10 protein-coding genes are annotated in these 15,376 nt (G+C 71.9%); 8 read left to right on the top strand and 2 right to left on the bottom strand.

From position 1 onward, the window contains the following. Positions 1 to 204: 204 nt before the first annotated feature. Complete coding sequence (locus IE109_RS16775) at positions 205 to 1,623, top strand: sugar porter family MFS transporter (protein WP_189551702.1); 1,419 nt, start codon at positions 205 to 207, stop codon at positions 1,621 to 1,623. Positions 1,624 to 1,717: 94 nt separating this feature from the next. Here the strand turns inward: IE109_RS16775 and IE109_RS16770 are convergent, their stop codons facing one another. Then, positions 1,718 to 3,166 carry a cytosine permease gene (locus tag IE109_RS16770; RefSeq protein ID WP_189551701.1) on the bottom strand — a complete coding sequence of 483 codons (1,449 nt, stop codon included), beginning with the start codon at positions 3,164 to 3,166 and terminating at the stop codon, positions 1,718 to 1,720. Positions 3,167 to 3,304: 138 nt separating this feature from the next. On the opposite strand from IE109_RS16770, the gene ftsY reads away from it, so the two are divergent. After that, on the top strand, positions 3,305 to 4,531 hold the full coding sequence (gene ftsY, locus IE109_RS16765; protein WP_189551700.1) for a signal recognition particle-docking protein FtsY: 1,227 nt from the start codon (positions 3,305 to 3,307) through the stop codon (positions 4,529 to 4,531). Between the two features lie 99 nt (positions 4,532 to 4,630). Here the strand turns inward: ftsY and IE109_RS16760 are convergent, their stop codons facing one another. Continuing rightward, positions 4,631 to 5,281: a bifunctional DNA primase/polymerase gene (locus IE109_RS16760; protein WP_189551699.1), complete on the bottom strand. Its 651-nt coding sequence runs from the start codon at positions 5,279 to 5,281 to the stop codon at positions 4,631 to 4,633. Positions 5,282 to 5,711: 430 nt separating this feature from the next. Here IE109_RS16760 and nsdA point away from each other — a divergent pair, with 430 nt between their 5' ends. The 6 genes from nsdA (at position 5,712) to ftsH (ending at position 15,363) form a co-directional block, all read left to right on the top strand. After that, positions 5,712 to 7,184, top strand: coding sequence for a transcriptional repressor NsdA (gene nsdA / locus IE109_RS16755; protein WP_189551698.1), 1,473 nt, complete (start codon positions 5,712 to 5,714; stop codon positions 7,182 to 7,184). 375 nt (positions 7,185 to 7,559) lie between these two features. Continuing rightward, a complete protein-coding gene (locus IE109_RS16750; protein WP_189551697.1) occupies positions 7,560 to 8,921 on the top strand; it encodes an ammonium transporter in 1,362 nt (453 codons plus the stop codon). Next, positions 8,918 to 9,256: a P-II family nitrogen regulator gene (locus IE109_RS16745; protein WP_069170469.1), complete on the top strand. Its 339-nt coding sequence runs from the start codon at positions 8,918 to 8,920 to the stop codon at positions 9,254 to 9,256. The genes IE109_RS16750 and IE109_RS16745 overlap by 4 nt, the downstream gene beginning before the upstream one ends. 11 nt (positions 9,257 to 9,267) lie before the next feature. Further along, a complete protein-coding gene (locus IE109_RS16740; RefSeq protein ID WP_189551696.1) occupies positions 9,268 to 11,697 on the top strand; it encodes a [protein-PII] uridylyltransferase in 2,430 nt (809 codons plus the stop codon). Between the two features lie 103 nt (positions 11,698 to 11,800). After that, positions 11,801 to 13,351 (top strand): signal recognition particle protein, encoded by a 1,551-nt coding sequence (gene ffh / locus IE109_RS16735; protein ID WP_189551695.1) that lies wholly within the window; start codon positions 11,801 to 11,803, stop codon positions 13,349 to 13,351. Between the two features lie 125 nt (positions 13,352 to 13,476). After that, positions 13,477 to 15,363, top strand: a complete 1,887-nt coding sequence (gene ftsH / locus IE109_RS16730; RefSeq protein ID WP_189551694.1) for an ATP-dependent zinc metalloprotease FtsH — start codon at positions 13,477 to 13,479, stop codon at positions 15,361 to 15,363. The last annotated feature ends 13 nt before the right edge of the window (positions 15,364 to 15,376 follow it).

Below are 15,376 nucleotides of genomic sequence, written 5' to 3'. Positions count from 1 at the left end.
CTGAGAAGTCTCTTCAAGTCCTGAATGCAAGTCGACACGCCGTGCGCTCAGATTCACAGACCTCCGACTCTTGACTTCGAAACTTGAAGGCATAGTCTCTGCAACGTTGCTTTTACCTTCAAGTGGTGGGCGGCGTGAAGTTGTGCGCCACTGGAAGGGCTCGCCCCCCATGCCCGGCGACGGCGCCGGGTACCAGGAGTTCACGTGACCAGCACAGCGAAGCCGCCGGCGTCGGGGGCCCGAGAGGCCCACCCCGATCACCTCGGCCATGTCATCTTCATCACGGCCGCGGCCGCGATGGGCGGATTCCTCTTCGGCTACGACAGCTCCGTGATCAACGGTGCCGTCGAAGCCATCCGCGACCGGTACGACATCGGCTCCGGGACCCTGGCCCAGGTGATCGCCATCGCGCTGATCGGCTGTGCCATCGGTGCCGCGACCGCCGGCCGCATCGCGGACCGCATCGGCCGCATCCGCTGTATGCAGATCGCCGCCGTCCTCTTCACCGTCAGCGCCGTCGGATCGGCCCTGCCGTTCGCCCTCTGGGACCTCGCCATGTGGCGCGTGGTCGGTGGCTTCGCCATCGGTATGGCCTCGGTGATCGGCCCCGCCTACATCGCCGAGGTCGCCCCCGCGGCCTACCGCGGCCGGCTCGGCTCCTTCCAGCAGGCCGCCATCGTCGTGGGCATCGCCGTCTCCCAGCTGGTCAACTGGGCCATCCTCAACATGGCCGACGGTGACCAGCGCGGTGAGATCGGCGGCCTGGAGGCCTGGCAGTGGATGCTCGGCGTCATGGTGATCCCGGCCATGCTCTACGGCCTGCTCTCCTTCGCGATCCCCGAGTCGCCCCGCTTCCTCATCTCCGTCGGCCGCAAGGACAGGGCCAAGGAGGTCCTCTCCGAGGTCGAGGGCAAGGGCGTCGACCTGGACGCGCGCGTCCGGGAGATCGAGACCGCCATGCACCGCGAGCACAAGTCGACCTTCCGTGACCTGCTCGGCAGCCGCTTCGGCTTCCTGCCGATCGTCTGGGTGGGCATCGGCCTGTCCGTCTTCCAGCAGCTCGTCGGCATCAACGTCGCGTTCTACTACTCCTCGACGCTGTGGCAGTCGGTCGGCATCAACCCGTCGAGCTCGTTCTTCTACTCGTTCACCACGTCGATCATCAACATCATCGGCACCGTGATCGCGATGGTCCTGGTGGACCGGGTCGGCCGCCGGCCGCTCGCCCTCGTCGGCTCCGCGGGCATGGCGATCTCCCTCGCCCTCGAGGCGTGGGCCTTCTCCGCCGACCTCGTCGACGGCAAGCTGCCCGAGACCCAGGGTGTCGTCGCCCTGGTCGCCGCCCACCTCTTCGTACTCTTCTTCGCCCTCTCGTGGGGCGTGGTGGTCTGGGTGTTCCTCGGCGAGATGTTCCCCAACCGGATCCGCGCCGCCGCGCTCGGCGTCGCCGCCTCCGCGCAATGGATCGCCAACTGGGCCATCACCGCGAGCTTCCCGTCCCTGGCGGACTGGAACCTCTCCGGGACGTACGTCATCTACACGGTCTTCGCCGTGCTCTCCATCCCCTTCGTGCTCAAGTACGTGAAGGAGACCAAGGGCAAGGCGTTGGAGGAGATGGGCTAATCCCCGCTGCCCCTCTCCTCGGACAGGAAACCGCCCCGGCTCACCGCGTGAGCCGGGGCGGTTCCGTTTTCCTGCTGCCTGTACGGCTCCCGCGTCAGACGCAGGCGGTGACCGACACCGAACCGGGCTCGGAACCGTCGTCCGCCGCCTTCCCCGGCGTACGCGGCAGCACGGCGTACAGAGTGGCCGCCACCACGATGGTCACCAGCCAGCCCAGCCCGTTCGCGCCCACCCACGAGCCGGCGAGCGGTCCGGCGAACCAGTCGACCTTCGTGAACAGCAGGCCCACCATCAGCGCCACGCCCCACGCCGTCATCGCCTGCCACGCGAAACCGCCCCGGTACCAGTAGGCGCTGGTGCGGGTGGTGTCCATCAGCGCCTCGGCGTCGTAGGACCTGCGGCGCGTCATGTCGACGCCGAAGACGCCGATCCAGGCCGAGAACGCCACCGCCAGCAGCGTCAGGAACGAGATGAACGAGCCGATGAAGCTGGTGGCCACCACCATGAGCAGGAAGCCGAAGACCAGTGAGATCACGGCGTTCACGCTCACCGCCCACGCGCGCGGCACCGTGATGCCGAGCGTCTGCGCGGTGAAGCCGGCCGAGTACATCGACATCGAGTTGATCAGCAGCATCCCGATCAGCGCGATGACCAGGTACGGAACCGAGATCCACGTCGGCAGCAGCTCGCCGATGAACGACACCGGGTCCTGCGCGGACGCCAGGCTCGGCGTCGACACCGCCATGACCGCCCCCATCAGCACCATCGGCAGGACGACGATCCCGGCACCGCCGACGGTGGACGCCACCACCGCCCCCGACGAGACCGTGCGGGGCAGATAGCGGGTGAAGTCCGGCCCGGAGGGCACCCAGCTGATGCCGCCCGCCGCGATCGTGCCGATGCCCGCGATCATCATCGCCGTCGAACCGGCCGGGCGGGCGAAGACCGCGCTCCAGTCCGTCCCGGCGACCAGGTACACCAGGACGAGCACGGAGAAGGCGCCGAAGAGGTACGTCGACCAGGTGCTGCACACCCGAAGGGCGTTGATGCCCAGACCCGACACCAGGAAGGTCGCCGAGACGAACAGCACCAGCGTGACGACGATCAGCGGGGTGCTGCTCCCGATGCCGAAGAGCAGGTCCAGGACGGTGAGCACGGCGTACGCACCCGTCACCGCGTTGATCGTCTCCCAGCCCCAGCGGGCCACCCAGATCAGCGTCCCGGGGAAGAGGTTCCCGCGCTGCCCGAACACCGCGCGGGACAGCGCCATGCCGGGTGAGCCGCCGCGCTTGCCCGCGATCGAGACCAGCCCCACGATCCCGTACGAGAGGACCGGCGCGGCGATCGCGACGGTCAGCACCTGCCAGAAGTTCAGGCCGTTGGAGACGACGAGGCCGGCGCCCATGGTGAGCAGCAGCACACTGATGTTCGCCGCGACCCAGGTGGGGAACAGCTCCCGCAGGTGACCGGTGCGTTCGGCGTCGGGGACGGGCTCGAGACCGCGGGTCTCTATCGCGCCCTCGGTCTCGGATGCGTGGGACATGGATCAGCTCCGTGGGGGAGGAGGGGGTGTCCGCGCATCGTACGTTCCTCCCCAAAGAGGTCCAAACAGGGGCCTTGAGTCCTGGTGCACGCTCCGCGACCGCTCGCCCGGGTGGTCGTGGCCGATACTGGACGGGTTATGGAAATCCTCATCCTTGCTGTAGTCATCGCTCTGGTCGCGGTCGGCGCGATCAGCGGCCTCGTGGTCAGCAGCCGCAAGAAGAAGCAGCTGCCGCCGCCCCAGGCGCCGTCGAGCACGCCGACCATCACCGCTCCGCCAGCCGAGCCGCACGTCGGCGAGGAGGCGGAGACACCGCGGGAGGAACCGCGCCGCACCATCGAGGAGGTCGACCTCCCGACCGCCGAGGAGGCCCTGGAGGCCCCCGCCGCCGTCGAGGACCCGCTCGTCGCGGCACCGCCCGCGCCAGAGATCGAGGTCCCGGAGCCGACCGCCGGCCGGCTGGTCCGGCTGCGCGCCCGGCTCGCCCGGTCGCAGAACAGCCTGGGCAAGGGCCTGCTGACCCTGCTGTCGCGGGAGCACCTCGACGAGGACACCTGGGAGGAGATCGAGGACACCCTCCTCACCGCGGACGTCGGCGTCACCCCCACCCAGGAACTGGTCGAGCGCCTGCGCGAGCGGGTGCGCGTCCTCGGTACGCGGACGCCCGAGGAGCTGCGCGCCCTGCTGCGCGAGGAACTGCTCACCCTGGTCGGCACCGACCTGGACCGCACCGTCCACACCGAGAGCGACCTCGACACCCCGGGCATCGTCATGGTCGTCGGCGTCAACGGCACCGGTAAGACCACCACCACGGGCAAGCTGGCGCGGGTCCTGGTCGCCGACGGCAAGTCGGTCGTGCTCGGCGCGGCGGACACCTTCCGCGCGGCTGCCGCGGACCAGCTCCAGACCTGGGGCGAGCGGGTCGGCGCCCGCACCGTGCGCGGGCCCGAGGCGGGCGACCCCGCGTCGGTCGCCTACGACGCGGTGAAGGAGGGCATCGCCGAGGGCGCCGACGTGGTCCTGATCGACACGGCGGGCCGACTGCACACCAAGACCGGCCTGATGGACGAGCTGGGGAAGGTCAAGCGCGTCGTCGAGAAGCACGGCCCGCTGGACGAGATCCTGCTCGTCCTGGACGCCACGACCGGCCAGAACGGTCTGGTCCAGGCGCGGGTCTTCGCCGAGGTGGTCGACATCACCGGCATCGTCCTCACCAAGCTGGACGGCACCGCCAAGGGCGGCATCGTCGTCGCGGTCCAGCGCGAGCTGGGCGTCCCGGTGAAGCTGATCGGCCTGGGCGAGGGACCGGACGACCTGGCGCCCTTCGAGCCGGAGGCCTTCGTCGACGCCCTGATCGGCGACTGACACCGGGGCCTCCGGCAGGCCCCGCACGGCGGAACGGCCGGGGCGGCACTCCCGTACGGGAGGAGCCGCCCCGGCCGTGTCACGTCCGGACCGCCCGGCTCACATCCCCGATCGGTGGCAGATGTACGCCAGCGTGCCCAGCAGCAGCCTGGCCTGGGGAGGGGCGCCCGCGTCCAGGGACGGCGGCCGGAGCCAGCGGCAGGGGCCCAGGCCCCCGTGGTCCGACGGGGGAGCCGTGATGTGGGCGCCGGGGCCGAGGCACCGCAGATCCAGGTCCGCGTCGTCCCAGCCCATCCGGTAGAGCAGCCGCGGCAGTTCCGCCGCCGCGCCCGGCGCCACGAAGAACTGCGCCCGGCCCGTCGGCGTGACGCACACCGGGCCCAGCGGGAGGCCCATCCGCTCCAGTCGCACCAGCGCCCGGCGTCCGGCGGTCTCGGCGACCTCCAGGACGTCGAACGCGCGGCCCACGGGGAGCAGCAGCGCCGCCCCCGGGAACCGCGACCACACGTCGGTGACCGTGTCGAGCGTCGAGCCCGCCGGCACCTCGGGCGCGAAGCCCAGCGGGTGCGCCCCCGGGGCGGAGCACGCCGGGTCCCCGCAGGAGCAGCGGCCGGAGGCGGCCCGGGCGCCGGGGACCACGTCCCAGCCCCACAGGCCGGTGTACTCCGCCACCACGGTGCACTCCGTGGTGCGGGCGCCGCGCCGCCGCGAACCGGACAGGATGCGGGTGCCGCCGATCGTGAAGCCCATGTCCCCTCCAACGGTGGAACTCGCCGGTGGTTACGACCCGGAGTTCCGGCGTGACGCTCCGTCGCCCCCGGATCCCGGCCGGGTGGCGTGCGGTGGTGCGCCGGGTGGTGCGTTCCGTCACGCGCGCCTGCTCACGCCACGATCCGCCGACTCCCGATCGTCGTAGTGTCAAGTGAATCGCGCCTGGCTGCGGGGGAGTTCATTCGAAGGGGTGGCGAATGGTGGCGTTTATGGAAACGGCCTCGCCGGACGGGTGATCGTAGGATTACTTTCAGTGCACGAACCCCGGGGGTAGTGCTCGCGCGGCTGGGTATGCCGGAGGCAAGCCGGTTGCTCGTTCGAAGGGTCCAACCCACGGACGGGTGACCGAAGTTGACGGCATGCTGATACGGGTTCGCGCAACAGCGATTCGGCGGATGGGGGCCTTCAGGTGGGCGGCAGTGGCGCAGACGGTACGAATGCCGGGAAGCGCCCGAACGAGCAGCTGAGCTCCTGGTTCGTGCGCAGCGGCTGGTCGAAGGGCGAGCTCGCGCGTCAGGTGAACCGACGGGCGCGTCAGATGGGCGCCCACCACATCAGCACCGACACCTCGCGCGTGCGCCGCTGGCTCGACGGCGAGCAGCCGCGCGAGCCCATCCCGCGCATCCTCTCCGAGCTGTTCTCCGAACGCTTCGGCAGCGTCGTGGCCGTCGAGGACCTCGGCCTGCGCACGGCGCACCAGTCACCGTCGGTGTCCGGTGTGGACCTGCCCTGGGCCGGCCCCCAGACCGTCACGCTGCTCAGCGACTTCTCCCGCAGCGACCTGATGCTGGCCCGGCGCGGATTCCTCGGCACCTCGCTCGCCCTGGCCGCCGGGCCCGCCCTCATCGAGCCGATGCAGCGCTGGCTCGTCCCCTCGCCGGCCGCCGAGCCGGTCCGGGCGGATCCCTCCGCGCCGCGCCGCCCCACCCGGCTCTCCCGCGCGGAACTGGACCTGCTGGAATCCACCACCGTGATGTTCCGCCAGTGGGACGCCCAGTGCGGCGGCGGTCTGCGCCGCAAGGCGGTCGTCGGCCAACTTCACGAGGTCACCGACCTGTTGCAGGAGCCGCAGCCCGCCGCGACCGCGAAGCGCCTGTTCAAGTGCGCCGCCGAGCTGGCCGAGCTGGCCGGCTGGATGAGCTACGACGTCGGGCTCCAGCCGACCGCCCAGAAGTACTTCGTCCTCGCCCTGCACGCCGCCAAGGAGGCCGGGGACAAGCCGCTGGGCTCGTACATCCTCTCCTCCATGAGCCGCCAGATGATCCACCTCGGCCGGCCCGACGACGCGCTGGAGCTCATCCACCTCGCCCAGTACGGCAGCCGCGACTGCGCCACCGCGCGCACCCAGGCCATGCTGTATGCGATGGAGGCCCGGGCGTACGCGAACATGGGCCAGCCCGGCAAGTGCAAGCGCGCGGTCCGCATGGCCGAGGACACCTTCGCCGACGTCGGCCTCGACGGCGAGCCCGAGCCCGACTGGATCGGCTTCTTCTCCGAGGCCGAGCTGAACGGGGAGAACGCCCACTCCTACCGCGACCTCGCCTATGTGGCCGGCCGCAGCCCCACCTACGCCTCGCTCGCCGAGCCGGTGATGCGGCGGGCCGTGCGGCTCTTCTCCGAGGACGAGGACCACCAGCGGTCGTACGCCCTCAACCTGGTCGGGATGGCCACCGTGCACCTGCTCAAGCGGGAGCCCGAGGAGGCCACCAAGCTGGCCGAGTCCGCCCTCGGGGTCGCCCGGCGCATCCGCTCCGAGCGGGTCAACACCCGGCTGCGCAAGACCGTCGACACGGCCGCCCGGGACTTCGGGGACGTACCCGAGGTGGCCAGGCTCACCGACATCCTGACCGCCCAGCTGCCCGAGACCGCCGAAGCGGTCTGACCGGCCGCCCCCGCCCCGGCCGCCCCACCCGGAGCGGCCCTGCCCGAAGCCCGCCACGGCACCCGCCAGGGCACCCAGACCCCGGCCGCGACCGTCACCCCGTACAGCCCGACTCGGCTCCCCCATTGCCGGTCGACAGGGTGACCGTCGCGGCCGGTCCCTTGTCGTGCGCGAGGGTACTCCCGTTACCTCCCCGTGACCCGGCGGTTCATGGTGACGTAACACGCGGGCCCTCTTCGTCACTGCGGCGAAACATCGAGCGGCACTGACCGAAACCGCGCTGCGCGAATCTCTGGCGCATAACCGGCCACCCCTCATAGCCGCGCAAGCCCGGCTCAGCCCCGCACAGGCCGTACCGACGACGAGGAGACGCCGATGCCCCCAGGCATCACGACCCTTGCCGCAGACACACCCACGCTGTCTGCCGCCAACACCGGGTTCATGCTCATCTGTTCCGCCCTGGTGATGCTGATGACGCCCGCCCTCGCCTTCTTCTACGGAGGCATGGTCCGCGTCAAATCCACCCTCAACATGCTGATGATGAGCTTCATCAGCCTGGGGATCGTCACGATCCTGTGGGTGCTCTACGGCTTCAGCATCGCCTTCGGCACCGACTCGGGCTCCGTCGTCGGATGGTCGTCCGACTACGTCGGGCTCAGCGGTATCGGGATCACCCAGCTGTGGGACGGCTACACCATCCCGGTGTACGTCTTCGCCGCCTTCCAGCTCATGTTCGCGATCATCACGCCCGCCCTGATCAGCGGCGCCCTCGCCGACCGCGTCAAGTTCACCGCCTGGGCCCTGTTCATCGCCCTGTGGGTCACCGTCGTCTACTTCCCCGTCGCCCACTGGGTGTGGGGCACCGGCGGCTGGCTCTTCGAGATGGGCGTCATCGACTTCGCGGGCGGCACCGCCGTCCACATCAACGCCGGTGCCGCCGCCCTGGGCGTGATCCTGGTCATCGGCAAGCGGGTCGGCTTCAAGAAGGACCCGATGCGCCCGCACAGCCTCCCCCTGGTCATGCTCGGGGCCGGTCTGCTGTGGTTCGGCTGGTTCGGCTTCAACGCCGGCTCCTGGCTCGGCAACGACGACGGCGTCGGCGCGGTGATGTTCCTCAACACCCAGGTCGCCACCGCCGCCGCCATGCTCGCCTGGCTCGCCTACGAGAAGATCCGCCACGGCGCCTTCACCACCCTCGGTGCCGCGTCCGGCGCGGTCGCGGGCCTCGTCGCCATCACCCCGGCCGGCGGCTCCTGCTCCCCGCTCGGCGCGATCGCCATCGGCGCCGTCGCCGGCCTGCTGTGCGCCATGGCCGTGGGCCTGAAGTACAGGTTCGGTTACGACGACTCCCTCGACGTCATCGGCGTCCACCTGGTCGGTGGTGTGGCCGGCTCCCTGCTCGTCGGGTTCTTCGCCACCGGCGGCGTCCAGTCCGAGGCCAAGGGCCTCTTCTACGGCGGCGGCCTGGAGCAGCTCGGCAAGCAGGCCATCGGTGTCTTCGCGGTCCTCGCCTACTCCCTGGTCGTCTCCGCCCTGCTCGCCTTCCTCATCGACAAGGTGATGGGCATGCGCGTCAGCGAGGATGACGAGGTCCTGGGCATCGACCAGGTCGAGCACGCCGAGACGGCGTACGACTTCAGCGGGGCCGGCGGAGGCGCCGGATCGCGCAAGGCCGTGCCCGCCGGGACGGAGACCGGGGCAGCAGCTCATCAGCGGAACAAGAAGGTGGACGCATGAAGCTCATCACCGCGGTCGTCAAGCCGCACCGGCTGGACGAGATCAAGGAGGCCCTCCAGGCCTTCGGAGTCCAGGGCCTGACCGTCACCGAGGCCAGCGGCTACGGACGGCAGCGCGGCCACACCGAGGTCTACCGGGGCGCCGAGTACACCGTCGACCTCGTCCCGAAGATCCGCATCGAGGTGCTGGTCGAGGACGAGGACGCCGAACAGCTCATCGACGTGGTGGTCAAGGCGGCCCGCACCGGCAAGATCGGTGACGGGAAGGTGTGGAGCGTCCCCGTCGAGACCGCCGTACGCGTCCGCACCGGCGAACGCGGACCCGACGCACTGTAAGGAGCCCACGGGTGACGAGTACCGAAGTGACCGGCGAAGACTCGGGACCCAGCGGCTACGCGGCGGCCCGGCTGCGCCTCCTGCGACAGGAGGCGCCGTCCGGGCCGCCGCGCCGTGCCGCCCTCGCGCGGCTCACCGACGGCTGGCTGGCGGCCCTCCACGAGGCCGGCGCCCCGCCCCGCGGCACCGCCCTGGTCGCGGTCGGCGGCTACGGACGCGGCGAGCTGTCGCCCCGCAGCGACCTCGACCTGCTCCTCCTCCACGACGGCACCGTCGACCCCGCCACCGTCGCGGCGCTCGCCGACCGCGTCTGGTACCCGGTCTGGGACCTGGGCCTCGCCCTCGACCACTCCGTCCGCACCCCCGCCGAGGCCCGCAGAACCGCCTCCGAGGACCTCAAGGTCCAGCTCGGCCTGCTCGACGCCCGCCACCTGGCGGGCGACTTCGGGCTGGTCACCGGCCTGCGGACGGCCGTCCTCGCCGACTGGCGCAACCAGGCCCCCAAGCGGCTGCCCGAACTCGACGAGCTGTGCCGCGACCGCGCCGAACGGCAGGGGGAACTCCAGTACCTCCTCGAACCCGACCTCAAGGAGGCCCGGGGCGGACTGCGCGACGCCACCGCGCTGCGGGCGGTCGCCGCCTCCTGGCTCGCCGACGCCCCGCGCGAAGGGCTCGCCGAGGCACGCCGCACCCTCCTCGACGCCCGCGACGCGCTCCACCTCGTCACCGGGCGGGCCACCGACCGCCTCGCCCTCCAGGAACAGGACCAGGTGGCCGGCGCCCTCGGCCTGCCGGACTCCGACACCCTGCTCCGCCAGGTCTACGAGGCCGCCCGCACCATCTCGTACGCCGGTGACGTCACCTGGCGCGAGGTGAACCGCGTCCTGCGCGCCCGTTCCGTACGCCCCCGGCTGCGCAAGATGCTGGGCGGCAAGCCGCCCGTCGTCCGCACCCCGCTCGCCGAGGGCGTCGTCGAAATGGACGGCGAGGCCGTCCTCGCCCGCACCGCCCGCCCCGAGCGCGACCCGGTCCTGCCGCTCCGGGCCGCCGCGGCGGCCGCCCAGTCCGGCCTGACCCTCTCCCCGCACGCGGTGCGCCACCTCGCCACCACCACCCGGCCGCTGCCCGAGCCCTGGCCCGCCGAGGCCCGCGAGCAGCTGGTCACCCTGCTCGGCGCGGGCGAGGCCACCGTGCCCGTCTGGGAGGCGCTGGAGGCCGGGGGCCTCATCACCCGCCTGCTCCCCGACTGGGAGCGCGTCCGCTGCCGCCCGCAACGCAACCCCGTCCACACCTGGACCGTCGACCGCCACCTGGTCGAGACCGCCGTACGAGCCTCCGCGCTCACCCGCCGCGTCGGCCGCCCCGACCTGCTGCTGGTCGCCGCGCTCCTCCACGACATCGGCAAGGGCCTGCCCGGCGACCACTCCGTGGCGGGCGAGACCATCGCCCGCGACGTGGCCGGCCGGATCGGCTTCGACCCCGCCGACGCGCGGGTGCTGGCCACCCTCGTGCGCCACCACCTGCTCCTCGTCGAAACCGCCACCCGCCGCGACCTGGACGACCCGGCCACCATCCGGTCCGTCGCCACGGCCATCGGGTCGCCCGGGACGCTGGAGCTGCTGCACGCCCTCACCGAGGCCGACGCCCTGGCCACCGGCCCCGCCGCCTGGTCCTCCTGGCGCGCCTCGCTCGTCGCCGACCTCGTCCGGCGGGTCGCGGGCGTCCTCGCCGGGCACGCCCCGCCCGCCCCCGAGCCCACCGCACCCGGCACCGAGGAGGAGCGCCTCGCCGTCGAGGCCCTGCGGACCGGCGAACCGGTGCTGACCCTCCACGCCGAGCACCCCGCCGAGGCCACCGAACCGGAACCGGTCGGCGTCGAGCTCCTCATCGCCCTGCCCGACCAGCCGGGCGTGCTGCCGGCCGTCGCCGGGGTGCTCGCCCTGCACCGGCTGACCGTCCGCTCCGCCGACCTGCGCGCCATCGACCTGCCCACCGACCTGGGCCCCGCCGCCGTACTCGTCCTGAACTGGCGCGTCGCGGCGGAGTACGGGTCCCTCCCGCAGGCCACCCGGCTGCGCGCCGACCTGGTCCGGGCCCTCGACGGCTCCCTGGACATCGCCTCCCGGCTGGCCGAGCGCGAAGCGGCCTACCCCCGCCGCCGGGGCGTCACGGCCCCGCCGCCACGCGTCACGGTCGCCGCGGCCGGCTCGTCCCTGGCCACGGTCATCGAAGTCCGCGCCCATGACGCGCCCGGCCTGCTGCACCGCATCGGCCGCGCCCTGGAGACGGCCGCGGTCCGGGTCCGCAGCGCCCACGTCTCGACGCTCGGCGCCAACGCGGTGGACGCCTTCTACGTGACGGACGCCAAGGGCGCCCCGCTCCGGGCGGAGGAGGCGGCGGAGGTGGCCCGCGCCCTGGAGGCCGATCTCCGGAACCGGTAGGCGCCGTACCGCTTCCGGGCGGGGCTGATGCTCCGCCGCGCGGGGCGGATACCCTGGGGGGCGACCGTCCCCTTCCCCCTACACCCGAGGATCCGCGACCGCCGTGTTCGATACCCTCTCCGACCGCCTTGCAGCGACATTCAAGAACCTCCGGGGCAAGGGGCGCCTGTCCGAGGCGGACATCGACGCCACCGCCCGCGAGATCCGTATCGCACTGCTGGAAGCCGACGTGGCGCTGCCCGTCGTGCGTGCCTTCATCAAGCAGGTCAAGGAGCGGGCGCTCGGGGCCGAGGTCTCGCAGGCGCTGAACCCCGCCCAGCAGGTCATCAAGATCGTCAACGAGGAGCTCGTCGGCATCCTCGGCGGCGAGACGCGCCGGCTGCGGTTCGCCAAGACCGCGCCGACCGTGATCATGCTGGCGGGTCTCCAGGGTGCCGGTAAGACCACCCTCGCCGGAAAGCTCGGCCTGTGGCTCAAGGGCCAGGGCCACTCCCCGCTGCTGGTCGCCTGCGACCTCCAGCGCCCCAACGCCGTCAACCAGCTGTCGGTCGTCGCCGAGCGGGCCGGGGTCGGCGTCTACGCGCCCGAGCCGGGCAACGGCGTCGGCGACCCGGTCCAGGTCGCCAAGGACTCCATCGAGTACGCGCGCACCAAGCAGTACGACATCGTCATCGTCGACACCGCCGGCCGTCTCGGCATCGACCAGGAGCTGATGCGGCAGGCCGCGGACATCCGCGACGCCGTGAGCCCCGACGAGGTCCTCTTCGTCGTCGACGCCATGATCGGCCAGGACGCGGTCAACACCGCCGAGGCCTTCCGCGACGGCGTCGGCTTCGACGGCGTCGTGCTGTCCAAGCTGGACGGCGACGCCCGCGGTGGTGCCGCGCTGTCGATCGCGCACGTCACCGGCCGCCAGATCATGTTCGCCTCCAACGGCGAGAAGCTGGACGAGTTCGACGCGTTCCACCCGGACCGCATGGCGTCCCGCATCCTCGGCATGGGCGACGTGCTCTCGCTGATCGAGAAGGCCGAGCAGACCTTCAGCCAGGAAGAGGCCGCCAAGATGGCCTCCAAGCTGGCGAGCAGCAAGGGCAAGGACTTCACGCTCGACGACTTCCTGGCCCAGATGGAGCAGGTCAGGAAGATGGGCTCCATCTCCAAGCTGCTCGGCATGCTCCCGGGCATGGCCCAGATGAAGGAGCAGATCAACAACATCGACGAGCGTGACGTGGACCGTACGGCCGCGATCATCAAGTCGATGACGCCGGGCGAGCGCCAGGACCCGACGATCATCAACGGATCGCGCCGGGCGCGCATCGCCCGGGGTTCCGGTGTCGAGGTCAGCGCGGTCAAGTCGCTGGTCGAGCGGTTCTTCGAGGCCCGCAAGATGATGTCCCGCATGGCCCAGGGCGGCGGCATGCCCGGCATGCCGGGGATCCCCGGCATGGGGGGCGGCCCCGGCCGGCAGAAGAAGCAGCAGAAGCAGGCCAAGGGCAAGCGCAAGAGCGGCAACCCGATGAAGCGGAAGGCCGAGGAGCAGGCCGAGGCCGCCCGCCGCGAACAGGCCCAGCAGGGCGGCGCGTTCGGGCTCCCGGCCGGGCAGCCGGGGCAGGACTTCGAGCTGCCGGACGAGTTCAAGAAGTTCATGGGCTGAACAGAGGTCGTGCGGCGGGGGGCGTGCACCGGTCGGTGGACGCCCTTCCGCCTGCCGGCCGTCCGGTGCCCCGTACCGGCCGTGTCCGTCATGCCGGGTGAGCCCCGCTCTCGCATCATGGCTGCGTGGCCGATTCCGTACCCCCGCGTGACCGCACCGACCAGCCCTGGCGATCCGAGGGCGCGCCGCCGCCGACCCCGCCGCGCCGCCGGACACCCGGCTGGGTCTGGCTGCTCCTCGCCGCGCTGGCCGTCTTCGGCGTGACCAACCTGGCCCTGTCCCTCTTCGGCGAGGCCGACGGCCGCAGCATCGCGTACACCGAGTTCAGCCGGCAGGTCGCGGACGGGAAGGTCGCCAAGATCTACTCCAAGGGCGACGCCATCGAGGGCGAGCTCACGTCGAAGGAACGCTTCACCACCCAGCGGCCCTCGTTCGCCGACGACGACCTGTGGGCCGAGCTGACCAGGCAGAAGGTCACCGTGACCGCCGAGCCGGTCGTCGAGAAGCCGAACGTGCTGGCCAACCTGCTGTACTCGCTGGCGCCGATCCTGCTGCTGGTCGTCCTGTGGCTGGTCGTGGCCCGGCGTATGAGAGGCGGCGGCGGGTTCGGCGCCGGCGGCATGCTCGGCCGCAAGGCGCCGCCGAGGCCGGTCGAGCTGGAGGCGGGCAAGCGCACCTCGTTCGCCGACGTGGCGGGTATCGACGAGGTGGAGGGCGAACTCAACGACGTCGTCGACTTCCTCAGGAACCCGCGGGCCTACCGCAGGATGGGCGCCAAGATGCCGCGTGGCGTGCTGCTGGCCGGCCCGCCCGGCACCGGCAAGACGCTGCTGGCCCGGGCCGTCGCGGGTGAGGCGGGCGTGCCGTTCTTCTCCGCGTCGGCCTCCGAGTTCATCGAGATGATCGTGGGCGTCGGCGCCTCGCGGGTACGGGAGCTGTTCAACGAGGCGCGCAAGGTCGCGCCGGCGATCGTCTTCATCGACGAGATCGACACCATCGGCCGCGCCCGGGGCGGCGGCGCGGCCGTGGGCGGCCACGACGAGCGGGAACAGACGCTGAACCAGATCCTCACGGAGATGGACGGCTTCTCCGGTTCCGAGGGCGTCATCGTGATCGCGGCCACCAACCGCGCGGACGTCCTGGACCCGGCCCTGACCCGGCCCGGCCGCTTCGACCGGATCGTCCACGTCAGCCCGCCCGACCGGGGCGGCCGTGAGGCGATCCTCCGCATCCACACCCGCGACATCCCGCTGGCCGGTGACGTGGACCTCACCCGGGTCGCCCGCACCACACCGGGCATGACCGGCGCCGAGCTGGCCAACCTCGCCAACGAGGCCGCCCTCCTCGCGGTCAAGCGGCGCCGGCACCACGTCACCCGCACCGACTTCTCCGACGCGCTGGAGAAGATCCAGCTCGGTGCCGAACGCGCCCTCGTCATGCCCCTCGAGGAGCGGCGCCGCACCGCGTACCACGAGAGCGGGCACGCCCTGCTCGGCATGCTCCAGCCCGGCGCCGACCCGGTCCGCAAGGTCACCATCGTCCCGCGCGGCCGGGCCCTCGGGGTGACCCTCTCGGCGCCGGACGCCGACAAGTACGCGTACACCGAGGAGTATCTGCGCGGCCGGATCATCGGGGCGCTCGGCGGGATGGCGGCCGAGCACGTCGTCTTCGGGGTCGTCACCACCGGATCCGAGAGCGACCTGGAGCAGGTCACCGCCATCGCCCGCGGCATGGCGGGCCGCTGGGGGATGAGCGAGCGGGTCGGCCGGCTCAGCGCCGTTCCCGGCGACGCGCAACAGGCGTACGGGCTGTCCGCGGCGCCCGTGACGCTGGACGAGGTGGCCCACGAGATGCGCCGCATCGCCGACGAGTGCTACCGCAGCGCCTGCCACCAGCTCCAGGAGCACCGCCCCAGGCTGGACGCCCTGGCGGCGGCGCTCCTGGAGAGCGAGACGCTGGACGAGGAGGCGGCCTACCGGGCCGCCGGCATCAGCCGTCCCGCCAAGGAGTGACCGCCCGGGGAGT

The organism is Streptomyces lavendofoliae (assembly GCF_014649735.1).
GTDB classification, from domain to species: domain Bacteria; phylum Actinomycetota; class Actinomycetes; order Streptomycetales; family Streptomycetaceae; genus Streptomyces; species Streptomyces lavendofoliae.
This window is presented reverse-complemented; position numbering and strand designations above follow the sequence as displayed.